The sequence below is a fragment of the Tardiphaga sp. genome (assembly GCF_041424195.1).
Classification (GTDB): Bacteria; Pseudomonadota; Alphaproteobacteria; order Rhizobiales; family Xanthobacteraceae; genus Tardiphaga.
Map to the genome: position 1 here is coordinate 79,650 of NZ_JBGMOE010000066.1, position 22,305 is coordinate 101,954.

The following is a 22,305-nucleotide window of genomic DNA, read 5'->3' on the forward strand; positions in this document are numbered from 1 at the left end:
GTTATCCGAGCGGGTTCAATTGATCATCAGCAGCCAGGGCATCACGACCAGCAGTAAGCCGGCGAAATAGATCAGCCCGAAGATCAGACCGAACTTCCAGAAGTCGGCCTTGCCGATATAACCGCTACCAAAATACATCGGCGCCGGTCCGGTGGCATAGGGCGAGATCACCCCCATCAGGCCGAGCGAATAGATGCAGAGCAATGTCAGAGTCGACATCGGGATTCCGGGAATGCTCGATCCCACCGCCAGCACGACGGGCAGCATCGCGGCCGCGTGCGCCGTAATGCTCGAGAAAAAATAGTGGATCCAGAAGAAGATCGAGACGAGCAGGATCATCGCGATGGTCGGGCTGAACGTGGCGAGCGGAGCCGCCAGGCCGGCGGCGGCCCATTTGATGAAGCCGATGTCGTTGAGGCCGGATGACAGCGTCAGCAGCGATGTGAAGTAGAAAAACACCTCCCATGCTGCCTTCTCGGCGATGATGTCGGAAAACGTGATCACGCCGGTGACGAGCATCAGCGAGATCACAACGAACACCACCATCGTTGCATTGATGAAGTTCGAACCGACTCCAGGCAGCGAGATGTCGGGATTGGATCCGGTGATCCACAGGAACATCGCAAGCACGACCAGTCCGGCCATGATCCATTCGTTACGCGACAACGCGCCCATCGACGCAAGCTCACCCCCGCTCCACGCGACGATCTCCGGGCTGTTCTTCACCTCCGGCCGGCAAATCATATAGCTCAGCAACGGCACCAGCAGAATGAGCGGCACGCCGAGCGGCGCGAAGCCGATGAACCACTGCGACCAGCCGACGTCCACGCTCACGATCTTCTTGGCGATGCTCAATGCAGCCGCATTGGGCGCAAGCGCAGTGAGGAACATCGAGCTCGTCACCGCGGTCGCCGCGAAGGCGGTCCACATCACGTAGGTTCCGATCCTGCCGGCTGTCGGACCCGGCTCCGACCCGTAGATCTTCGGGATGTTGCTGACAATCGGATAGACCGTGCCGCCGCTGCGCGCGGTGTTCGATGGCGTCGCCGGCGCGAGAACCAGATCGGACAGCGCAACCGCGTAACCCAGTCCCACCGTGTTGCGCCCGAGACCGCGAACCAGCAGCAATGCCAGACGCCTGCCAAGACCGCTCTTGCGATAGCCGATCGAGAATACGAAGGCGCCGACGATCAGCCACACCGTGCTTTCGGAGAATCCGCTCAGCATCCAGCGTAGCGACTTGTTGGGATCATGTTCGACATATCCCATCACGCCCGCAAAGGTCAGACCGATCAGACCGACCGCGCCAACAGGCATGGATTCCAGGATAAGGCCGGTAATCACCGCAGCGAAAACGGCGAAATAATGCCACTGATTGGCGACCAGTCCTGCCGGAATCGGGATGACGTACAGCACCAGCCAGACAGCGAGAGGTGCAATCTTCTTCCAGCTCAGCGACACAGTTTTTCCCCCGGCGAACCGACCTGCTAAACCCGCGACAATACCTCCGGCAACGTAACACCAGTTGTTGCCCGGCGAGCAACCGCCAACACGATCTGCGCCGCATGTATCACCATCTTAGAGCGCGCCTCTCTTGCCTTTCGCATCCGCAACAAAGGTCGCGCTGGCATGCAGCCGGGTCACGCACGGCGTTGCGCCGCCAGCCCCGAACGCGACATGGAGCAGCAGGAAATGCTCGTCTATCGGATGGCATTCTTCACCGCATGGGGGAGCAGGCCGACGACAGGTCATAAGCCAAGCTGCCGCTGCCGATCGCCGGCGCATTGCGTTCGCCTAGCTCGCCGGTGGGTAAAGTCAGGCAACGCTCTCATACCGGATCAGCCGCCGCCTACGCTTGGCGGCATCCATGGCATCTATTTTTGCCAAACCGCCCGAGATTCAGCACGCCGACCTGACGCGCTTCTCCTCGCCGCCATGCGACGGAACGGATTGGCTATCGACCACCGCACGCCCCTGCGTGATCAGCCGCGCGCCGCGCTGGTCGAGCGTGTGGATCCATAGCCAGTTAATCGCGACGGCGAGACGATTGCGCAGCCCGATCAGGAAGTAGATGTGGGCGATGCCCCAGATCCACCACGCCAGCGCACCGCGTAATCTCAAGCGACCGAAATCGATCACCGCAAGTTTCTTGCCGATCTGCGCGAGACTGCCATCGTGCGAATAGCGAAACGGCACGGGCGTCTCGCCGCGCAGACGCTGCTTGATCGCTGACGCGACATAGCGCCCTTCCTGCTTTGCCGCAGGCGCGATGCCGGGCACCGGATTGCCGTCAGGCGCGGCGATCGTCACGGTATCTCCGACAGCGAAAATATCGGGGTGACCCGGCACGGTGAGATTTGGATTGACCTGCAGCCGCCCCGCCCGATCGGCGGCAACACCCAGCCACTCTGCGGCCGGCGATGCGCGCACGCCTGCGGCCCAGATGATCGTCTTGGCGCCGAGTGTCTTGTCGCCATAGATCACGCCGTCGATATTGCAGTCCGACACCGCATATCCGAGTACGACTTCGACACCGAGCTTTTCCAGCGAGCGCTGCGCATAGGCTGACAGGTCTTCCGGAAATCCGGCGAGAACACGTCTCCCCGCTTCGATCAGCACCACACGCGTCTCGCGCGTATTGATATTGCGAAAATCTTCCGGCAGCGTCACCCGCGCGAGCTCCGCGATGGTGCCGGCGAGTTCGACACCTGTCGGGCCGGCGCCAATGATCACGAAGGTCAGCAGCGCCGCACGCTTCACGGGATCGCTCTCGCGCTCGGCGCGCTCAAAGGCCGTGAGAATACGACGGCGCAGCGTGGTCGCATCTTCCAGCGTCTTCAGGCCCGGCGCGAACGGCTCCCATTCATCATGGCCGAAATAGGCATGACCGGCGCCGGTAGCCAGCACCAGCGTGTCATAGGGCAGCGTCTGCCCGTCATCGAGTTGCACACGGCGCGCAGCCGTATCGACACCGGTCACTGTACCAAGCAATGTCGTCACATCCTTGCGTCCGCGCAGCAGATAGCGGATCGGCCAGGCGATTTCAGATGTCGCCAGCGACGCGGTCGCAACCTGATAGAGCAGCGGCTGAAACAGGTGATGATTGCGGCGATCGACAATTGTGATGCTGACATCAGCACCGGTCAGCCGATACACAGTCTCCAGCCCGCCGAAGCCGGCGCCGACAATGACGACGCGATGAGGTGTTGTCGCTCTGGTCGATGCCTTGCCGTCGATTGTCACGATATTCGTCATGGTGAACAGGCTCCCTGCCTGCATCCTGATAGCTAAGCCCGTCGTCCGAGCAATCAAGCAACAATCCGGGCGCGTCAGGCCGGTTGTCGAGCGGTTCCAGATTTGAACAGCCCGCGTTGGCGTCAGTGTGCCCTGCGCGACCAGAGCCTATCCAATAAGTAAGCCAAATATCGGGCATAAGCATTGCTTGGTTCGTGGTCCCGATCCTCCGATGCCACCTCAATCCGCTCGGCGCCTGTTGACCGCCAAGACCGTCGCCCGCGCGGCCTCCGCCTGCTATGCTGGGGGCATGAGCTCACGCGACTCCGCATCCTCCGAGGTTACGCCAGAACTGCTGTTGCGCGCCTATGCCTGCGGCATCTTCCCGATGTCGGAAAGCGCCGACGATCCCGGCTTGTTCTGGGTCGAGCCCGAACGGCGCGGCATCATTCCGCTGGACGGCTTCCGTATCAGTTCGCGCCTCGCCCGCACCGTACGCTCCGACGTTTTCACCGTGACCGTCAACACCGCCTTTAAACGTGTGATGGCCGAATGTGCCGCGCCAAAGCCCGGCCGCGAAGACACCTGGATCAACACGCGCATTCGCGATCTCTATGGCGAACTGCATGAGATGGGCCATGCCCACAGCGTCGAGGTCTGGCAGGACGATACGTTGGTCGGCGGGCTCTATGGCGTCTCACTTGGTCGCGCCTTCTTCGGCGAGAGCATGTTTCATCATGCGCGCGACGCCTCGAAAGTCGCGCTGGTGCATCTCGTCGCGCGGCTGATCGCCGGCGGCTTCAAACTGCTCGATACGCAATATGTCACCGATCACCTGCTGACGTTCGGCGCGCAGGAAGTGCCGCGTGCGCGTTACCGCAAGCTGCTCGACGCATCCCTCGACGGCGTCGCGGAGTTCGACAGACTGCCGACGGATTTCCCGCTCAAGGGCACGACGGTGCTGGACATTATCGCGGGACGGAACGACGCCTCTTAAGACGCGCCGTAGTGTTACTGCCGGAAGGCGGGGAAGCCCGGCGGCGGCTGCAGGGGCTGCTGCTGGGCGCGCGGCTGCTGCTTCGGCTGGACGCGTTTCTGGGCCGGCGGCGGGGGCCGCGGCGCATCGGGCTGCGTGGTTGCAACCGTCGCTTCCGGGCCTTTGCAGTCGGTCAGCCAGATATCGTAGATCGGGTGCTCGACGCCGTGCAGGCCGGGGCTGGCGGCAAACATCCAGCCGGAGAAGATTCGCTTCACTTCGCCCTGCAGCGTGATTTCGTCGACCTCGACGAAGGCGTCGGTATTGGCGGCTTCGGTGGCCGGACGCGTGTAGCAGGCATCGGTCTTCACACGGAGCGCACCGAATTGCACGGTCTCACCAATGTCGGCATCGAAATTGATGATGCGGCCGGTGATCTTGTCGAGGCCCGAGAAGCTCGCTTTCTTGTTGACGATCTTCTGCGCCGGCGGCTCGGTCACCACCTCATCGCCGGGCTGCAGCGTGGCAGGGGTCGGCGGCGCCACCTTGGGCGGCTGGCGGCCGTTGGGAGCAGCAGCGGGCGCGTTGGCCACGCCGGGCTGTGGCGCGGGCTGACTGGGCGATACGCCCAAGGACGGTGGCAGGTCGGATTGCCGCGTTCCGGGCTGGTTCTGCGGAATGACGGTGGTGTTGCTCCCGGGCGGCGGTGCCAGCGGCTGCGACTGCACAGCGCCGGGCGGCGGCGCGCCCATGCCAGGACGCGTCGGCAGCAGGCGGCCCTGCGGCAGCTCCGGCACCTCCTCCTCGTCGTCCATGGGCGGCGGCGGTTGCTGGCCACGCGGCACGCTGCCCGGCGGGCGCGGCGGCGGATCGCCGAACAGCGGACCGAACTGCGCCTGCACAGGTGCAGGCGACAGTGAGGTGGCGGCCAGGAGGGCCGCAAATCCGGCAATCGTCAGGGTTCGCAACATGCGGCGCGGCTCAATCGAGAATCAGGCTCGCGACATTGTAGGAGAATGGCCGCGTAATCGCCTCCGGTTAACACGCCGAATGCGGCGGCGAAAGGGCGCCCTGCTCCACATACCGCCCGGCTGGTCAGGTCACCCTCCGCGTGAAATAGTCCACATCAGGCAGGCGCATGACGCGCGACCGGCCATTAATCCGGAACAAACCGGAGCATGGGGAGAACGCTCTATATGACTGACGGAATCCGTCTGGACGGCAGAATCGCCGTCGTCACCGGCGCAGCCGGCGTGATCGGCACCGAGACCATCAAATTGCTGGCGGCGCGTGGTGCCAGGATCGTCGCCGTGGACCGCGATGCGGCCGCGCTCCAGCGCGCGGTCGCGCACCTCCCCGCCTCTGCCGAGGCATTGGCACTCACGGCAGATGTGACGAGCGAGGAAGACGTCATCGGCTATGTCGCCGCCACGGTGAAGCGTTTCGGAACCATCGATATCTTCTACAACAATGCCGGCATCGAAGGCACGATCGCGCCCATCGTGAAAGCCTCCCTCGCCGACTTCCGCAAGGTGCTCGACGTCAATGTGGTCGGCGTGTTTCTCGGCATGAAGCATGTGCTGCCGGTGATGCTGAAGGCCAACAAGGGTTCGATCATCAACACGGCGTCCATTGCCGGCATCATCGGCTCCGCAGAGATCGCAGTCTACAGCGCCAGTAAACACGCGGTGATCGGCCTTACCAAGAGCGCGGCGCAGGAATGCACCGGCACCGATGTGCGCGTGAACTGCGTCTGCCCCGGCCTGATCGACAGCCGCATGCTGTCCGCCATCGTGGACGCACGGGTCGGCCGCGGCATGCCTGCGCCCGTCGAGAAGGTCGTGGACCGCGTGCCGCAGCGCCGGCTTGGTCTTGCCCGGGAAGTCGCGCCGATCGTCGCCTTCCTCGCCTCGGATGATGCAAGCTACGTCACCGGCTCCGCCTATACCGTCGATGGCGGTCGCACCTCCGCCTGAACATCCAAAAACCAAGAGCAGATCACATGCCTGTTGTTCTCGATCCCGATGCCGCCGCCGTGCTGAATGTGTTCCGCGATGCCGGCCGCCCACCCTACGAAACAATCTCGCCGCAGGAAGCGCGCGAGTGGTATTTGAAAGCGCGACCAGTCGCCAACCCCGAACCGCCGGAACTGGCGTCGGTGCAATCCATGACGGTGCCCGGCCCGGCCGGCGCCATTCCGGTGCGCGCCTACACGCCGAAAGTGCTCCGTAAAACCGACGGCTTGTCGCCGTGCCTGGTGTTCTTCCACGGCGGCGGCTGGGTGATCGGCGATCTCGACAGCCACGATGTGGTGTGTCGCATTATCGCCCATGAAGGCGAGATGATCGTGATCTCGGTCGACTATCGCCTCGCGCCGGAGAACAAGTTTCCCGCCGCCATCGACGACGCCATCGCCGCAACACGATGGATTTCCGACAATGCCGTACAGCTCAATGTGGATGCAAAGCAGATCAGCGTCGGCGGCGACAGCGCCGGAGGTAATCTCGCCGCCATCGTCGCTATCGACGCGCGGGACAATCGCGGACCGAAACTCGCCGGCCAGTTGCTGATCTATCCTGCCACCGACTTCCGCATGACCCATCCCTCGCACAGCGAACCGGAGACGAGTTGCCTGCTGACGCACAATGTCATCCGCTGGTTCGCCGATCACTATCTCACGGGCAAGGCCGACGTCGACAATTGGCGCGCCTCGCCTGCCCGCATGGACAACCTCGCGGGCCTGCCGCCGGCCTATGTCATGACCGCCGGCGCCGATCCGCTGCGCGACGAAGGCGATGAATATGCCAAGCGCCTGTCCGACGCGGGCGTGGCCGTGGAATACAAAACCTATCCCGGCCAATTCCATGGCTTCATCACCATGGGCAAGATTCTGCCCAAAGCGAACACGGCGCTGCACGAGATGGGAGAATGGCTGAAAGGATTGGGCTAGCGCTGACGCCGTCCCGGGAGCGATCACGATGAAGAAGCCGGAGAGGATCGCACCCGGTGGTCCGGTCAGGGGCCGCTGCCTGTGCGGTACGGTCCAATTCGAAATCGATTTTCCGGCACGCTGGGCGTGACACGATCATTCCCGTGCCACGCGACAGGCACATGGCGCCGCCTATGCCACCTATGTCGGTAGTTGGTGCAAACGTTTCCGTGTCATGGAAGGACAGGCGGAGATCACGCGCTTTGAAGACAAGGCATCGGGCACCACGCGAAGCTTCTGCAAACGATGCGGCACACCGCTGTTCTACGAACGCGCTCGCTCGCCGCACATGGTCAACATTGCCCGCGCGTTGTTCGTCAGCCGCACTGGCCGGCAGCCACTTTATCATATCGGCATAGAGGAATTGCAGGAGTGGACCTACACCGGCGAGCCGCTGGTTCCGCTCAAGGGTTTTCCAGGCGTCGTCTGGGAGCGCTCGCGCAAAAGGAAGAAGCGGATCGCGAACGACGAACCATTTTAGGTCCTCGGTTTTTTACGCCGCTGGGCAATTTGCTGCCGCAACGGCGCATGCGCCGGTCTCAGCCAATCCGAATTGCTCAGGGCATGCTTCACGCAATCATGGATGTGGGTGTGCAGCAGCTTGCGTGCCTTGGCGGAATCCCGCGCCAGCGCAGCGTTCCTCAGTTCGCGGTGCTCGACCGCAGCGACTTCGCCGCGGAACACCACCGCCAGCATCTGATAGCGCAGATATTTGTCGTAAGCCGCCGACAGTGCGTCGAGCAGCACCTGCGATCCGCAGGCTGCGATCAGCGCGCGGTGAAACTGCCAGTCGCACTGTTTCCAGGCCTCGGTCTTCGACTTATCGCCGGCGAGCATTGCCTTTTCCATGGCGGACAGCTTGTGATACGCGGAAACGACCAGCGCCTCCCAGTCGAGATCGCCTAACTTGAACGACTGCTCGATGGCATGGCCCTCGAGCAGTTCGCGCAATTCCGCAATCTGCTGGAATTCCGTAGCCGAAATCGACGTCACCTCGAAACCGCGCTGGCCTTCGGCGACGACGAAGCCTTCCGAGCACAGCCGGTTCAGCGTCTCGCGCAGCGTCGAGACGCTGGTGCCATAGGCGACACTCATCTTCTCCAGCTTCAGCTTCTGGCCGGGCTCGAGATTGCCAAAAATGACGTCGTTGCGGATGCGCCGATAGGCGCTGTCGCCGACGGTCTCTCCGGCCCGGTCCGCAATGGGGATATCCAGCATGAGCAATCCTGATGGCATGATCTGGCCGCCACCTTACATCACCCCGGCAGCCAGACACAAACCATCATAGATATTGCAAAATATCAGTTGATTTTTATTTTACCATATAAGACGGTTGCGCCCAAGAACGGAAAAATACCATTCTGGGGAGAAGCAACATGACCGTCCATTCGACATCTACCGTCTGGCTCGCCGCCGTCGCCACCACCCTCGCCGTCGCCTGCGGCCCGGCATCCGCGCAGGTGCAGGAACGCACCATTCGCTGGGGTCACCTCAACAACACCGATCATCCCGTCAGCAAGGGCGTGCAGAAGTTCACCGAACTCGTTGCCGCGAAGAGCGGCGGCAAGATGAAGGTGCGCGAATATCCCGCCAACCAACTCGGCTCAGAGATGCAGCAGCAGTCGGCACTGCGCGCCGGCACGCAGGAAATGCAGTCGCCAGCCACCACGTCGCTGGTGGGCATCGTCAAGGACTACGGGCTGATCGATTTCCCGTTCATCGTCTCGACGCCGAAGCAGGCCGACGCGCTGCTGGATGGCCCGCTTGGCTCGGCCCTGCTCGCCAAGCTCCCGGAGAGGGGTCTGATCGGTCTCGGCTACTGGGATCTCGGCTTCCGCAATGTCACCAACAGCCGGCGCCCGATCACCAAGGGCGAGGATCTCGACGGCATCAAGATCCGCGTGATCCCGAACCCGGTCTATCTGGAGACCTTCAAGGCGTTCAATGCCAACCCGGTGCCGATGAGCTTCTCCGAACTCTACACCGCGTTGGAAACCCGCACGGTCGACGGTCAGGAGAATCCGTTCTCAGTGATCCTCTCGAACAAGTTCTATGAGGTGCAAAAGTATCTCAGCGTCACCAACCACACCTATTCGACCAACATCATCCTGGTCAGCAAGGTGTTCTGGGACAAGTTGTCCAAGGACGAGCAGAAGATACTGCAGGACGCCGCTAACGAGGCCCGTGACTATCAACGCAAGATCAGCCGCGATGCAGCAGCGGCTTCCGTCGGCGAGCTGAAGGCCAAGGGCATGGAGGTCAACGAGATCGCACCGGCCGAACTCGCCAAGATGCGCGACAAGACCAAACCGATCGCCGCCAAATTCTCCGCCGACTACGACCCGGAGATCGTCAAGCTGTTCAACAGCGAACTTGATCGCGTCCACAAGGATTGAGCTTCGCACCGCCTGATGCCGCCGCGCGACGATTACCGCGCCCACTCGCGAAAGCTGCTAATGCCCGCTCCTTCTGCCTCTGCGACACACAGGATCGTCGACGCCTACTACTGGTCACTCAAGCTCGTCATGGCCGTCCTTCTGGCGGCCATGGTGGTTCTGGTGTTCGGCAATGTCCTGCTGCGCTACGTCTTCAACTCCGGCATCGCCATCTCCGAGGAACTGTCGCGCTGGCTGTTCGTCTGGACGGTGTTTCTCGGAGCCATCGTTGGCCTCCGTGAACACGCTCATCTCGGCGTCGACAGTTTCGTGAAGATGCTGTCGCCGATGGGGCGCAAGATCTGCTACGCGCTCAGCCATGCGCTGATGCTATATGCTTCTGTGCTGCTCACCGAGGGCTCATGGAAACAAACGGTGCTGAACTGGGACACGACGGCGCCGGCCTCCGGCCTCTCCGTTGGTCTGTTCTATGCCGCCGGTCTCGTCTTCGGCGCCGCCTCGATCCCGATCCTGCTGCATGACCTCTATCGCCTGTTGAGCGGCCAGCTCGCCACATCGGAGCTGATCGCCATCAGCGAGTCCGAGGAACAGGTCCCCGCGACGTCGACCGCCGCCAACGGGAATGACCGCCAATGACCATCGGCATCTTCACTTTCTCGCTGCTGGGCGCCATGGCCATCGGTATGCCGATCGCATTTGCCCTGATCATCTGCGGCGTCGCGCTGATGACCTATCTGGATATCTTCGACTCCCAGATCATCGCGCAGAACGTCATCAATGGCGTTGATTCCTTCCCGCTAATGGCGGTGCCATTTTTCATCTTGGCTGGCGAGATCATGAACACCGGCGGCCTCGCTCGCCGCATCCTGAACTTCGCCATCGCCCTCGTCGGCCATCTGCGCGGCGGGCTCGGCTATGTCGCCATTCTGACGTCCTGCATTCTCGCATCACTGTCCGGGTCTGCGGTTGCCGACGCCGCCGCGCTCGGCGCGCTGCTGGTGCCGATGATGGCTGCGGCAGGGCATAACCGCGCCTCCGCAGCCGGTCTCGTCGCCGCCGGCGGAATCATCGCGCCGGTGATCCCGCCCTCGATCGGCTTCATCATCTTCGGCGTTGCCGCCGGCGTCTCCATCTCGAAGCTGTTTCTCGCCGGCGTGGTGCCGGGTCTGATGCTCGGCGGCAGTCTGTGCTGCGCCTGGTGGTGGGTTGCGCGCAATGAGAACTCGGTGAGCCCGCCGCGACAGAGCCTGGCGCACATCTTTCGCGCGTTGATCGATGGCTTCTGGGCCTTGATGCTGCCGATGATCATCGTTTTCGGCTTGCGCTTCGGCATCTTCACGCCGACCGAAGCGGCCGTCGTCGTCGCGGTCTATTCCTTCATTGTCGCCACCTTCGTCTATCGGGAGCTGACTTTCCCGCAACTGGTCAAGATCCTGATCAGCTCCGCACAGATCACCGCCGTGGTGATGTTCCTTGTCGCCGCGGCGCTGGTGTCGTCCTGGCTGATCACGGTCGCCGAAATTTCCGGCCAGATCGTCGAGCTCGCCCGTCCCTTCATGGGCAACCAGACGCTCCTGATGATCGTGCTGATGATCATTGTGGTCATCGTCGGCACTGCGCTCGACATGACGCCCACCATCCTGATCCTGACGCCGGTGCTGATGCCGATCGTCCGCGAGGCCGGCATCGACCCGGTCTATTTCGGCGTGCTGTTCATCATCAACAACGCGATCGGACTGATCACGCCACCCGTCGGCGTGGTGCTCAACGTAGTGTGCGGCGTGGCGAAGGTGAGCATGGACGAGATCATGCGCGGCGTCTGGCCGTTCATGATCGCGCAACTGGTGGTGCTGGCGCTGCTGACGCTGTTCCCGTCGCTGGTGATGGTGCCGGCAAAATGGCTCGGCGGCTAGCGGAAGGAAGTGAGACAATGAAACGCGTGATGATACTGAACGGTCCCAATCTCAACCTGCTCGGCGTGCGGGAGCCGCATATTTACGGGACCACCACGCTCGACGAGATCAAGGCCAGTTGCGAAGAACAGGCCAGCAAGCTGAAACTGACGCTGTCGTTTCACCAGTCCAACCATGAAGGTGTGCTGGTCGATCTGATCCAGTCAGCCCGTCAGGATGCCGACGCGATCATCATTAATCCGGCCGGCTATTCCTTCACATCGATCGCCATGCTCGACGCCATGAAAGCCTTCGAGGGTCCGATCGTGGAGCTGCACATTTCCAACATCCACGCTCGCGACAAGTATCACCGCCACTCGGTCCTCTCGCAGGCCGCCACCGCCGTGATCTGCGGGCTTGGACCCTATGGCTACGTGGCGGCGATGCTAGCAATCGCGCAGATGCCCGCGCGCTGATCCGCGCCTTGCCGAGGCCGGACTGCCGCCTTCACTCGCGGGTCGGCATACTTTGCGGCCGGGTCAGCACCTCGGGCTGGAGAATGGCGGCAAGGGTCTCTTGCGGCAGCAGGCCTTTTTCCAGCACCAGATCGTAGACGCTGCGGCCGGTCTCATGGGCCTCGACCGCAATGGCGGTGGCATTGGCGTAGCCGATATAGGGATTGAGCGCGGTGATGAGGCCGATTGAATTCTCGACATAGGCACGGAGACGTTCGCGGTTCGCCGTGATGCCCGCGACACAACGCTTCTCCAGCGTCAGGCAGGCCTCCCGCATATGGCTGACGCTCTTGAACAGGCTGTGCGCAATGATCGGCTCGAACGCGTTGAGCTGAAGCTGGCCGGCCTCGGCGGCGAAGGTCACCGTGAGATCGTTGCCGATCACCTCGAAAGCGACCTGGTTTACGACCTCGGGAATGACCGGGTTCACCTTGCCCGGCATGATCGAGGAGCCAGCCTGAACCGCCGGCAGATTGATCTCATTGAGACCCGCGCGCGGGCCGCTCGACAGCAGCCGGAGGTCGTTGCAGATCTTGGAAATCTTGACGGCTACCCGCTTGAGCACGCCTGACAGCTGAACGAACGCACCGCAGTCCTGCGTGGCCTCGATCAGGTTTGCGGCCGTGACGAGCGGCATGCCGGTGATGGTAGCGAGATGCTGGCAGATCAACGGTGCATAATCTGGATGCGACGCGATGCCGGTGCCGATGGCAGTCGCGCCCATATTGATCTCGCAGATCAGCAACGCTGCCTCGCGCAAGCGATCCTCATCCTCGCCGATCATGACGCCGTAAGTGCTGAACTCCTGACCGAGCGTCATGGGCACCGCATCCTGCAACTGGGTGCGGCCCATTTTCAGAACATCCTTGAACTCGTCCGCCTTGCGCTCGAATCCCTTTCGCAGAACGGCCATCGCGTCGATCAGGTGAAATACGCCGTGATAGGTCGCGATCTTCAACGCCGTGGGATACACGTCGTTGGTGCTCTGGCTCATATTGACCTGCTCGTTCGGATGCAGATACCCGTAGTCGCCTTTGCCATGACCGAGAATTTCCAGGGCGCGATTGGCGATCACCTCATTCGCATTCATGTTGGTAGACGTCCCGGCACCGCCCTGGATGACGTCCACAACAAATTGCTCGTGCAAACGGCCGGCGCGAATGTCCTCGCAGGCAGCAATGATTGCAGCCCCACGCGTCTTGTCGAGCAATCCGAGGTCCATGTTCGAAAGCGCCGCCGCCTGTTTGATCGCGGCGAGCGCACTGATGAGTTCGGGATAGATGGAAATCGGAATGCCGGTGATCGGAAAATTTTCGACGGCCCTGAGTGTATGAACGCCGTAATAGGCGTCGGCCGGAACATCGCGGTTGCCCAACAGGTCGTGCTCGCTGCGCGTATCGCTGATCATGTCAGATTTTCCTAAGGTTTCACCGTGAACAGGCGTCTTGGAAAGCGATGAACTCGTCTGGCTTCCTGGTCCTCTATCGTATCAGGCGTAGTTTCGACGTATAGCATCTCAATACGCATGTTGCTGGCTATATCGTATCCGCCCTTGTCCAGTTTATGGTGATCGCGCCGCGCGTACTTTAGCCCGCCCGCGCCGCCCTGCGCAGCGCCTGCGGCGGCTGGCCGAAACTGCGTATGAAGGCGCGGCGCATCCGTTCCGGATCGCGGAAGCCCGCCGACTGCGCGATCAGCTCGATCGCTTCGCTGCTGCCCTGCACGCGCTGCCTGGCAACCTCGACGCGGAGCCGCTCGATGGCCTTCGACGGTGTCGCGCCGGTCTCGGCGATGAAGGCGCGCGTAAAGTGCCGTGCGCTCATGCCGGCATGTTCGGCGAGCCGCTCCACGGTGAGCGCCTGATCGAGATGTTCGCGCGCCCAGCTCAGGAGTGGCGCGAAGCGACCGGTCGGCGCTTTCAGCTCCAGCAGCGACGAGAATTGCGACTGACCGCCGCCGCGACGGTGGTACAGCACAAGCTGTCGCGCTGCGGCCTGCGCCACCGCTTCGCCGTGATCCTCGATGATCATCGCCAGCGCAAGATCGATACCGGCACTGATGCCTGCAGAGCTCCAGATATTGCCGTCACGCGCAAAGATCCGGTCAGGCGCGAGTTTGATCTGCGGATAGCTGGCGAGAAAATGCTGCGTGTGTCGCCAATGCGTCGTCGCGTGGCGGCCGTCGAGAATACCCGCTTCGGCCAGAACATAGGCCCCGGAACAAACGCTGGCGACTCGGCAGCCGCGTTGTGCGGCCTTGCGGACAAAGGCCAGTATGCGCGGACATGAGGCCGCTGCACGTACACCCTGTCCGCCGGCCACGATCAATGTCTCAAGCCCGGCAATCGAACGCAAGCCGCGCGCCAGCAACGCCACGCCCGACGAACTTGCTATCTCGCCGGGTTCAGCCGCGATCACCTTGATCGACGCCGGCGCGCCCGCGAGGCGGCCCGCGATCTCGAAGGCTGCAATCGGCCCGGCCGCATCGAGCAATTGGAAATTCGGGAAAACCAGAATGCCGATCATTAAATCAACCCGATGTCCGATATTGAGGGAATTATGCCATTTTGGACATGAAGCCATCATGGCAGACTGATCCCGTCAAGTCTGCACATCAGGAGATCGTCATGACCGCGCCCATCCAGATCGGCTTCGTCCTGTTTCCGAATGTCACGCAGCTCGATTTCACCGGCCCGCTCCAGGTGCTCTCGCGCGTCCCGGGCGCAAAGGTGCATCTGCTCTGGAAGCGTATCGAGCCGATCACAACCGACACCGTGCTGACCTTTCTGCCGACCGCCACATTTGGCGAGTGCCCACAGCTCGATGTGATCTGCGTGCCTGGCGGCGCGGGCGCCGACGAAGCGATGCATGATGAGGAGACGCTGACATTCCTGCGCAAGCAGGCGCCTGGCGCGCACTATGTGACATCGGTCTGCACGGGTTCGCTGGTACTCGGCGCCGCCGGCCTGCTCACTGGTTACCGCGCAGCCACCCACTGGTCAGCGCGGCCTTTCCTGTCGCATTTCGGCGCCATTCCGGATGCATCGCGCGTCTGCATCGACCGCAATCGCGTCACCGGCGGTGGCGTCACCGCGGGCATCGACTTCGCGCTAACGCTGACTTCGATCATGCTGGATCGCAAAACCGCCGAAACGATTCAACTGGCGATCGAATACAATCCGGCGCCGCCATTCAATGCGGGTTCACCCGAGACAGCACCGCCGGAGGTGGTGGCCTATCTGACCGCAAAAGCCGACGGCTGGAAACAGCGCGAAGCCAAGGTCGAACGCGCCGCAGAGCGGCTCGCACAACCAGTCGTCCAGAACGGATGAGTCGTTACGAACCGGGCGTCCAGGCCTGGTAATCGCCGGTCGCTTTGGGGCGACGGCCGCTGGCCAGAGTCGAACCAGGCGGACGATAGGCTGCCGGCGTACCGGTCAGGTTCGGCTGGTGCGGCTTCTGCCATTCGCGCGGTACATAATTCTCTTCGGTCGGCGGCACATCGACAGTGTGATGGATCCAGCCGTGCCAGCCATTCGGGATCTTGCTGGCTTCGGCATAGCCGTTGTAAATCACCCAGCGGCGCTCGAAACCCAGCGTCGGATCGATCTTGCCGCCCTTGGTGCGGTAATATTTGTTGCCTTGCTCGTCGGTACCGACCAGTTCGCCGAATCGCGACGTCCACAGGTTCGTCCCGAAGGTCGTCCCGCTCCACCACGTGAAGAATTTCAGCAGAAACTGTTTCATATTTTGAACCGTTCGAAGGTTTTGTCGGGCTGTTGATGCCATCCGGGCCGCCAAATGTCCAGTTATCGCCGCGACTGATCGCCGCCTGCAACTGATCGTGACAGCCCTCCTATCGGCGTTCCCCGGGCCCTACCTCCAGACCTCCGACTGTCGCAGAATCGGCCCAATCCATTCATGCCGCATACAGCTCCGGACAGCCATTCTGTCATTGCGCAATAACCGCGCGGCGGCAGGGAACGGCAATCCCTTCAGGGGGTTGAACATGCATCCCATACAGGAGCAGACGATGACGAATTTGAAGATTTTGAGCGTCGCAGCAGCGGTCGCTGTCGCACTCCCCGCCTTCGCAGCGACACCGAGCTTCGCGCAAAACACCAAGGTCGTGGGCGTTGGCCCCGGCGGTCAAGCGCGCACCATCGGCACCTTCTCGGGCGGCGGTGCCCGCTTCAGTGGCGGAGGCGGCGGCTGGCATGGCGGCGGTCAGCGCTTTGGTGGTGGCGGTGGCTGGAATCACGGCGGCGGCTGGCGCGGTGGTGGCTGGCGTGGCGGCGGGTTTGGCCCGGGCTTCGCAGCCGGCGCCATTATCGGCAGCGGTCTGGCCGCCAGCAGCTATTACGGGAACTCCTACGGCTATTACGGCGGCAGTCCGTATTACGGCAGCAGCTATTACGACGACGCCCCGGATGTCGTCGAAGTCGCTCCCGACACCGGCGGCGGCGATGTCGATTACTGCATCCGCACCTACAAGTCGTACAATGTGCGCACGGGCACCTATCTCGGCTATGACGGTCTGCGCCACGCCTGCCCGTAACATGACGATTTGAGCACGACGCAAAGGACGGTGCCTCGCGGCATCGTCCTTTGTCATTTCTGGTTTGCGCCCGCCGTCTCAGGGTCTAAGAACGGGGATGCAGCGCGCGCGAGACTTTCGGGGAACTCGCGCGTAGTGTTGGTGGACTTATCGAACCGTTCGATGGGTCGACGGCGTCGGGTGTGAGCAGGTTCAGTGGACGCGTCAGACAAGCCAAAGATCGCCAGGCTCCATCCCAACGAAGCCGAGCGCCTCAAGGCGCTGCGCTCCTACGGTATTCTCGACACCGCCCTTGAGCCATCCTTCGACGACATCACCAAGATCGCCAGCTATGTCTGCCAGACGCCGATTTCGATCATCAGCCTGGTCGATGAAGACAGGCAGTGGTTCAAGTCGGAGGTCGGCCTCGGCATACGGCAGACATCCATGGACCGGTCGATCTGCGCACACGCGATTCTGGAGCACAGTTTTCTCGAAGTCGAGGACGTCACCAAGGACGCCCGCTTCGACTGTAACCCGCTGGTGACCGGCGATCCGCATGTGCGCTTCTATGCCGGCGCGCTGCTGCGCACGCCGGACGGCCTGCCGCTCGGCACGGTCTGCGTGCTCGACCACAAGCCGCGCATCCTCTCGACCGAACAGCGCGACGTGCTCGCCGCCCTCGCCCGTCAGGTCATGTCGCAGATGGAATTCCGCCGCGCGCTGCATCTGTCGGATCGGCTCCAGCGCAATATCAGCCGATTGATGGCAGTTGCCGGTCACGACCTCAAACAGCCGCTGCAGGTCATGATCATGGCCATTGACCGCATCCGGAACAAGCTGACCGACGAGAAGGATCGCGAACGGCTCGGCTATGCCATCGATGCCGGCATGAGGATGGCGGAGGAACTCGATCGCCTCGCCGAGACATCGGTGCTGGATGCAGGTTTCGGCACGCCCAGCCTCCGCGCCTTCCCGATCTCGGACGTATTTGAGTCGATCCTCGCCAATTGGAGCCTGCACGCCGAAGCCAAGGGCCTCGAACTGGTCGTGGTGCCGAGCAAGGCCCATGTGGTCAGCGATCCCGGCATGCTCCGCGCCATCCTCGGCAATCTCGTCGGCAACGCCATCAAATACACAGATCACGGCCGCGTGCTGGTCGGCTGCCGCAAGCACGGCCATGCATTGACCATCGAGGTGCTGGATTCCGGCGCCGGCATCGCCACCGAGCAACTCACTTCGATCTTCGATGCCTTCCACCAGATCAACCCGGCCAGCGAAGGCCTCGGTCTCGGCCTTTCTATCGTAAGGCGCACAGCCGAAGCACTTGGTCATGAGATCGAGGCGAAGTCGGATCTCGCCCATGGGTCGCACTTCACCGTCAAGGTGCCGCTGGCCGCGAATACGCGCTGACGCTCACTCGCTTGCGCTGGGCGCCTGACGCGTGGATGGCGCGGCAGCCTACCCCTTTGTCGCCAGCGCAACGCCCGCGAGGGTAAAGGCCAGGGCGGCGACCTGCACGAGGCCTAGCGGCTCGTGCAGCACAATGGCTGAGCCGACCACGCCGATGACCGGCACGGCCATGGTGCCGATCGCGGCCACGGATGCGGGCAGAAGCCGGAGCGCGGCAAACCAGCAGAGATAGGTCACGCAGAACACCATCACCGCCATATAGGCCAGCAGCGACCAGCCCAGCGATGTCAGGGCCTCAAAACGCGCGCTTTCGAAAGTCACGCCCAGCAACAGCACCGGCGCGCAGCCTATGCCGATCTGCCAGGCCGTCGATGTCAGCAACGGCAGCGACAGCGGGTATTTCTTGGCGAGCACCGTCCCGAAGGCGAAGCCCAGCGCGCCGGTCAACGCCATGATCAGGCCAGGAAGCTTGGTCGCATTGGCGGAGATGCCGCCGCCGGACATCAGGGCGGCGATCCCGGCAAAGGCCATCAGCATCGCGATGAGCCGCTGCAGCGACAATCGCTCGCCAAGCACCAGCCAGGCCAGCACGGACGCCCAGATCGGCATCGTATAGGCGATCACCGCGGCCTCTCCGGCCGGCAGCCACAACAGCGCCAGACCCATCAGCGCCATCCAGCCGAACACATTGAGCCCGGCCAGCAGCACCAGCCGCCCCCATTGCGCGCGCGGCACAACCAGACTCTCACCCCGGGCCACTGCAAGGCCAGCGAGCAGCAAGGCACCTACCATACCGGTACCACCGCGGGACGTTAGCGGGGGCCACTCGGTGAGTAGCAATTTCATCACCGGCCAGTTCAGGCCCCAGCCGATCGAGGTGATGGCGAGAAGGAGCAGACCGAGAGGAGCGATTCGCGAGCGCGAACCGGGAGGCTTGGGGATTGTCATGGGGGAACCGAGCGAGGAATCGGCGCAACCGTGCGCGCAATTGGAGGGGCTGACCACTGCCGGTGGCGGGAACCTGTCCTGCGGTCATCTGCGCGCCCTGAGTCCGCCAAACGCAATCCCTGGATGACAAAATAAAGTTGGGCTGTGAACAGTGGGTGCAGGTCGGTTTTCAGACAGTTTGAGAAATATTTTTGGCTTTCGATTCCGTGAGGACTCACCGATACTTGGCACCAATCAAGGCGCGGCACGACCCCTTGGTTATCCACCCTTTCCACCATATTTAGTATTTGATTCAGGAACCCCGACTACTCCTTGACGGGTGAGATCGGTTTGGCCTAGTTTTCGAACTGTTCGGCGCGGGTCGTTTTTTGTCCCGCCGGACGCTCCCAAACGGGTTCCAGATTGACCGCTCCGTCCTCCAGTCGAGGCTACGGGATCGGGGATTTGCGTCCTGGAATCCGGCCCGGAAAGTCGGCGTTTGGAGCACTAAAAAACGGGCCGGAAACCGGCTCAAACGACGCGTAGAGGCGTTAGGATCTGGCGACCCGCAAGCGTGCGGAAGCCCGATCCAGGGAAGCATGAACCCGGCAATTCCGGGTGGCCCTCAACCGGCCAGTACATGCTCCACAGAGACAAACAGGACCGGGTTCACCCGGCCGAGCTGCGGCAAACTTAAGGCACCCATGGCGCAATCCTGGGGACAACTTGAGACCGCAAACTGAAATCGCCGGCGCCACCAGATGGGGTGTCGGGCTAAGACGGGGCACGACCACGATGCAGATCCAACGCCGCTACACCACCGAAGGACAGTCGCCCTATGCCGGGATCGACTTCCGCCACACCACGTCCGAGATCCGGAATCCGGATGGCTCCGTGGTATTCAAGCTTGAGAATGTCGAGGTCCCCGAGTCGTGGTCGCAGGTCGCCTCCGATGTGCTCGCCCAGAAATATTTCCGCAAGGCAGGAGTCGCGGCCAAGCTGAAGAAGGTCGAGGAAGAGACCGTGCCGTCGTGGCTGTGGCGCTCGGTGCCCGACACCGAAGCCCTCGCCTCGCTGCCCGAGAAAGAACGCTTCGTCTCTGAGCTCTCGTCCAAGCAGGTGTTCGACCGCCTCGCCGGCTGCTGGACCTATTGGGGCTGGAAGGGCGGCTACTTCACCTCTGAGGCCGACGCCCACGCTTTCCATGACGAGCTGCGCTTCATGCTCGCCAAGCAGATGGTCGCGCCGAATTCGCCGCAGTGGTTCAACACCGGACTTCATTGGGCCTACGGCGTCGATGGTCCCGGCCAGGGCCACTATTACGTGGACTGGAAGACCGGCAAGCTGACCAAGTCGAAATCGGCTTACGAACATCCGCAGCCGCATGCCTGCTTCATCCAGGGCGTCGAGGACGATCTGGTCAACGAAGGCGGCATCATGGACCTGTGGGTGCGTGAAGCGCGCCTGTTCAAGTATGGCTCGGGCACCGGCTCCAACTTCTCGCGCCTGCGCGGCGAAGGCGAGAAGCTGTCGGGCGGCGGACGCTCATCCGGTCTGATGTCCTTCCTGAAGATCGGCGACCGTGCCGCGGGCGCCATCAAGTCGGGCGGCACCACGCGCCGCGCGGCCAAGATGGTGGTGGTCGATGCCGACCATCCGGATATCGAGACCTATATCGACTGGAAGGTGAAGGAAGAGCAGAAGGTTGCTGCCCTCGTCACTGGTTCGAAGATGAACCAGAAGCACCTCAAGGCGATCCTCAAGGCCTGCGTGAATTGCGAAGGCTCCGGCGACGACTGCTTCGATCCCGAGAAGAACCCGGCGCTGCGCCGCGAGATCAAGCTCGCCCGCCGCTCGCTGGTCAATGACAACGTCATCAAGCGCGTCATCCAGTACGCCCGTCAGGGCTACAAGGAGATCGACTTCCCGATCTACGACACCGACTGGGATTCCGAGGCCTATCTCACCGTTGCCGGCCAGAACTCCAACAACTCCGTCTCGCTGAAGGACGATTTCCTGCGCGCCGTCGAGACCGATGGCACCTGGGACCTGATCGCCCGCCGCGACGGCAAGGTGATGAAGACCATCAAGGCCCGCGATCTCTGGGAAAAAATCGGCTACGCCGCCTGGGCGTCTGCCGATCCCGGCCTGCACTTCAACACCACCATGAACGACTGGCACACCTGCAAATCGTCGGGCGATATCCGCGCATCCAATCCGTGCTCGGAATACATGTTCCTGGACGACACGGCGTGCAACCTCGCCTCGGCCAACCTGCTGACCTTCTACGACACCACGGCCAACACCTTCGACATCCACGCCTACGAGCATCTCTGCCGTCTGTGGACTGTGGTGCTCGAAATCTCGGTGATGATGGCGCAGTTTCCGTCGAAGCCGATCGCCGAACTCTCCTACGAGTTCCGCACCCTCGGCCTCGGCTACGCCAATATCGGCGGTCTGCTGATGACCATGGGTCTGTCTTATGACTCCAAGGAAGGCCGCGCGCTGTGCGGCGCCCTCACCGCTGTCATGACCGGCGTCAGCTACGCCACCTCGGCCGAGATGGCCAAGGAGCTCGGTCCGTTCCCCGGCTACAAGAAGAACGCAGCGCATATGCTGCGCGTCATCCGCAACCATCGCCGTGCCGCCCACGGCGAAACCCGCGGCTATGAAGGCCTCGCCGTTGCGCCTGTGGCGCTCGACCATGCCTCCTGCCCGCAGGCCGACATTGTCGCGCGTGCCAAGGTGGCATGGGATCTCGCCCTCGAACTCGGCGAACTCCACGGCTACCGCAACGCCCAGACCACCGTCGTCGCGCCGACCGGCACCATCGGCCTGGTCATGGATTGCGACACCACCGGCATCGAGCCTGACTTTGCGCTGGTGAAATTCAAGAAGCTCGCCGGCGGCGGCTACTGGAAGATCATCAACCGCGCCGTCCCGGCAGCACTGCGCGTGCTCGGTTATCGCGAAAGCGAAATCGCCGAGATCGAGGCCTATGCCGTCGGACACGGCTCGCTCTCCAACGCGCCGGGCATCAATGCCTCCACGCTGAAAGCCAAGGGCTTCACCGACGAAGCACTGAAGAAGGTCGAGGCAGCATTGCCGACCGCCTTCGACATCAAGTTCGCCTTCAATAAATGGACTTTTGGCGAGGACTTCCTGCGCGACACCCTCAAGATCGAAGCAGAGGCTATTGCAGCCCCCGGCTTCGACCTGCTCGCCGCGCTCGGCTTCACCAAGCGCGAGATCGAAGCCGCCAACGTGCACATCTGCGGCGCGATGACGGTGGAAGGTGCTCCGCACCTGAAGGCCGAGCACTACAGCGTGTTCGATTGCGCCAATCCCTGCGGCAAGATCGGCAAGCGCTATCTCTCGGTGGAAAGCCACATCCGCATGATGGCGGCGTCGCAGCCCTTCATCTCGG

19 protein-coding genes and 1 pseudogene are annotated in these 22,305 nt (G+C 62.5%); 12 read left to right on the forward strand and 8 right to left on the reverse strand.

Annotated elements, in window-relative coordinates; genetic code table 11:
• Positions 1-15: 15 nt before the first annotated feature.
• Together ACEK02_RS10700 and ACEK02_RS10705 are read right to left on the reverse strand one after the other, a co-directional pair.
• A complete protein-coding gene (locus ACEK02_RS10700; RefSeq protein ID WP_371421688.1) occupies positions 16-1,461 on the reverse strand; it encodes a DASS family sodium-coupled anion symporter in 1,446 nt (481 codons plus the stop codon).
• 438 nt (positions 1,462-1,899) lie between these two features.
• Complete coding sequence (locus tag ACEK02_RS10705) at positions 1,900-3,255, reverse strand: NAD(P)/FAD-dependent oxidoreductase (protein ID WP_371421689.1); 1,356 nt, start codon at positions 3,253-3,255, stop codon at positions 1,900-1,902.
• Positions 3,256-3,544: 289 nt separating this feature from the next.
• Between ACEK02_RS10705 and aat the strand changes: the two genes are divergently transcribed.
• Positions 3,545-4,231 carry a leucyl/phenylalanyl-tRNA--protein transferase gene (gene aat, locus ACEK02_RS10710; RefSeq protein ID WP_371421690.1) on the forward strand — a complete coding sequence of 229 codons (687 nt, stop codon included), beginning with the start codon at positions 3,545-3,547 and terminating at the stop codon, positions 4,229-4,231.
• A 14-nt stretch (positions 4,232-4,245) separates the two neighbouring features.
• On the opposite strand, the gene ACEK02_RS10715 is transcribed toward aat, so the two are convergent.
• The gene (locus ACEK02_RS10715) at positions 4,246-5,181 is read right to left on the reverse strand and encodes a DUF2155 domain-containing protein (protein ID WP_371421691.1); all 936 of its coding nucleotides are present in this window, start codon (positions 5,179-5,181) and stop codon (positions 4,246-4,248) included.
• Between the two features lie 225 nt (positions 5,182-5,406).
• Between ACEK02_RS10715 and ACEK02_RS10720 the strand changes: the two genes are divergently transcribed.
• From ACEK02_RS10720 to ACEK02_RS10730, 3 genes and pseudogenes are all read left to right on the forward strand, one after another.
• Positions 5,407-6,186: an SDR family NAD(P)-dependent oxidoreductase gene (locus ACEK02_RS10720; RefSeq protein WP_371421692.1), complete on the forward strand. Its 780-nt coding sequence runs from the start codon at positions 5,407-5,409 to the stop codon at positions 6,184-6,186.
• 26 nt (positions 6,187-6,212) lie between these two features.
• A complete protein-coding gene (locus ACEK02_RS10725) occupies positions 6,213-7,160 on the forward strand; it encodes an alpha/beta hydrolase (protein ID WP_371421693.1) in 948 nt (315 codons plus the stop codon).
• Positions 7,161-7,188: 28 nt separating this feature from the next.
• Positions 7,189-7,680 (forward strand): annotated as a pseudogene (locus tag ACEK02_RS10730) (GFA family protein).
• Here the strand turns inward: ACEK02_RS10730 and ACEK02_RS10735 are convergent.
• Positions 7,677-8,417: a GntR family transcriptional regulator gene (locus ACEK02_RS10735; protein ID WP_371421694.1), complete on the reverse strand. Its 741-nt coding sequence runs from the start codon at positions 8,415-8,417 to the stop codon at positions 7,677-7,679. The pseudogene ACEK02_RS10730 and the gene ACEK02_RS10735 sit on opposite strands and share 4 nt — an antisense overlap.
• Positions 8,418-8,575: 158 nt before the next feature.
• Between ACEK02_RS10735 and ACEK02_RS10740 the strand changes: the two genes are divergently transcribed.
• Genes ACEK02_RS10740 through aroQ form a run of 4 tightly spaced genes read left to right on the forward strand, consistent with a single transcriptional unit; the run spans position 8,576 to position 11,963 of the window.
• Positions 8,576-9,595: a TRAP transporter substrate-binding protein gene (locus ACEK02_RS10740; protein ID WP_371421695.1), complete on the forward strand. Its 1,020-nt coding sequence runs from the start codon at positions 8,576-8,578 to the stop codon at positions 9,593-9,595.
• Positions 9,596-9,655: 60 nt separating this feature from the next.
• Positions 9,656-10,231, forward strand: coding sequence for a TRAP transporter small permease (locus ACEK02_RS10745; protein ID WP_371421696.1), 576 nt, complete (start codon positions 9,656-9,658; stop codon positions 10,229-10,231).
• Positions 10,228-11,508, forward strand: a complete 1,281-nt coding sequence (locus ACEK02_RS10750; RefSeq protein WP_371421697.1) for a TRAP transporter large permease subunit — start codon at positions 10,228-10,230, stop codon at positions 11,506-11,508. Before ACEK02_RS10745 ends, ACEK02_RS10750 begins: the two co-directional genes overlap by 4 nt.
• A 17-nt stretch (positions 11,509-11,525) precedes the next feature.
• Positions 11,526-11,963 (forward strand): type II 3-dehydroquinate dehydratase, encoded by a 438-nt coding sequence (gene aroQ, locus ACEK02_RS10755; RefSeq protein WP_371421698.1) that lies wholly within the window; start codon positions 11,526-11,528, stop codon positions 11,961-11,963.
• Positions 11,964-11,994: 31 nt separating this feature from the next.
• Here aroQ and aspA read toward each other — a convergent pair whose 3' ends face one another.
• Complete coding sequence (gene aspA, locus ACEK02_RS10760) at positions 11,995-13,410, reverse strand: aspartate ammonia-lyase (protein ID WP_371421699.1); 1,416 nt, start codon at positions 13,408-13,410, stop codon at positions 11,995-11,997.
• Between the two features lie 178 nt (positions 13,411-13,588).
• Positions 13,589-14,527: a GlxA family transcriptional regulator gene (locus tag ACEK02_RS10765; RefSeq protein WP_371421700.1), complete on the reverse strand. Its 939-nt coding sequence runs from the start codon at positions 14,525-14,527 to the stop codon at positions 13,589-13,591.
• Positions 14,528-14,628: 101 nt separating this feature from the next.
• On the opposite strand from ACEK02_RS10765, the gene ACEK02_RS10770 reads away from it, so the two are divergent.
• Positions 14,629-15,333: a DJ-1/PfpI family protein gene (locus ACEK02_RS10770; RefSeq protein WP_371421701.1), complete on the forward strand. Its 705-nt coding sequence runs from the start codon at positions 14,629-14,631 to the stop codon at positions 15,331-15,333.
• A 4-nt stretch (positions 15,334-15,337) separates the two neighbouring features.
• Here the strand turns inward: ACEK02_RS10770 and ACEK02_RS10775 are convergent, their stop codons facing one another.
• Positions 15,338-15,748 (reverse strand): NADH:ubiquinone oxidoreductase subunit NDUFA12, encoded by a 411-nt coding sequence (locus ACEK02_RS10775; protein ID WP_371421702.1) that lies wholly within the window; start codon positions 15,746-15,748, stop codon positions 15,338-15,340.
• A gap of 286 nt (positions 15,749-16,034) precedes the next feature.
• Between ACEK02_RS10775 and ACEK02_RS10780 the strand changes: the two genes are divergently transcribed.
• Both ACEK02_RS10780 and ACEK02_RS10785 read left to right on the forward strand, forming a co-directional pair.
• Entirely contained in the window at positions 16,035-16,559 is a 525-nt protein-coding gene (locus tag ACEK02_RS10780; protein WP_371421703.1) for a BA14K family protein, read from the forward strand.
• Between the two features lie 195 nt (positions 16,560-16,754).
• Complete coding sequence (locus ACEK02_RS10785) at positions 16,755-17,951, forward strand: GAF domain-containing sensor histidine kinase (RefSeq protein WP_371421704.1); 1,197 nt, start codon at positions 16,755-16,757, stop codon at positions 17,949-17,951.
• A gap of 48 nt (positions 17,952-17,999) precedes the next feature.
• Here the strand turns inward: ACEK02_RS10785 and ACEK02_RS10790 are convergent, their stop codons facing one another.
• Positions 18,000-18,899 carry a DMT family transporter gene (locus ACEK02_RS10790; RefSeq protein WP_371421705.1) on the reverse strand — a complete coding sequence of 300 codons (900 nt, stop codon included), beginning with the start codon at positions 18,897-18,899 and terminating at the stop codon, positions 18,000-18,002.
• A 774-nt stretch (positions 18,900-19,673) separates the two neighbouring features.
• Here ACEK02_RS10790 and ACEK02_RS10795 point away from each other — a divergent pair.
• A partial coding sequence (locus ACEK02_RS10795) for a vitamin B12-dependent ribonucleotide reductase (protein WP_371421706.1) occupies positions 19,674-22,305 on the forward strand: 2,632 nt, incomplete at its 3' end.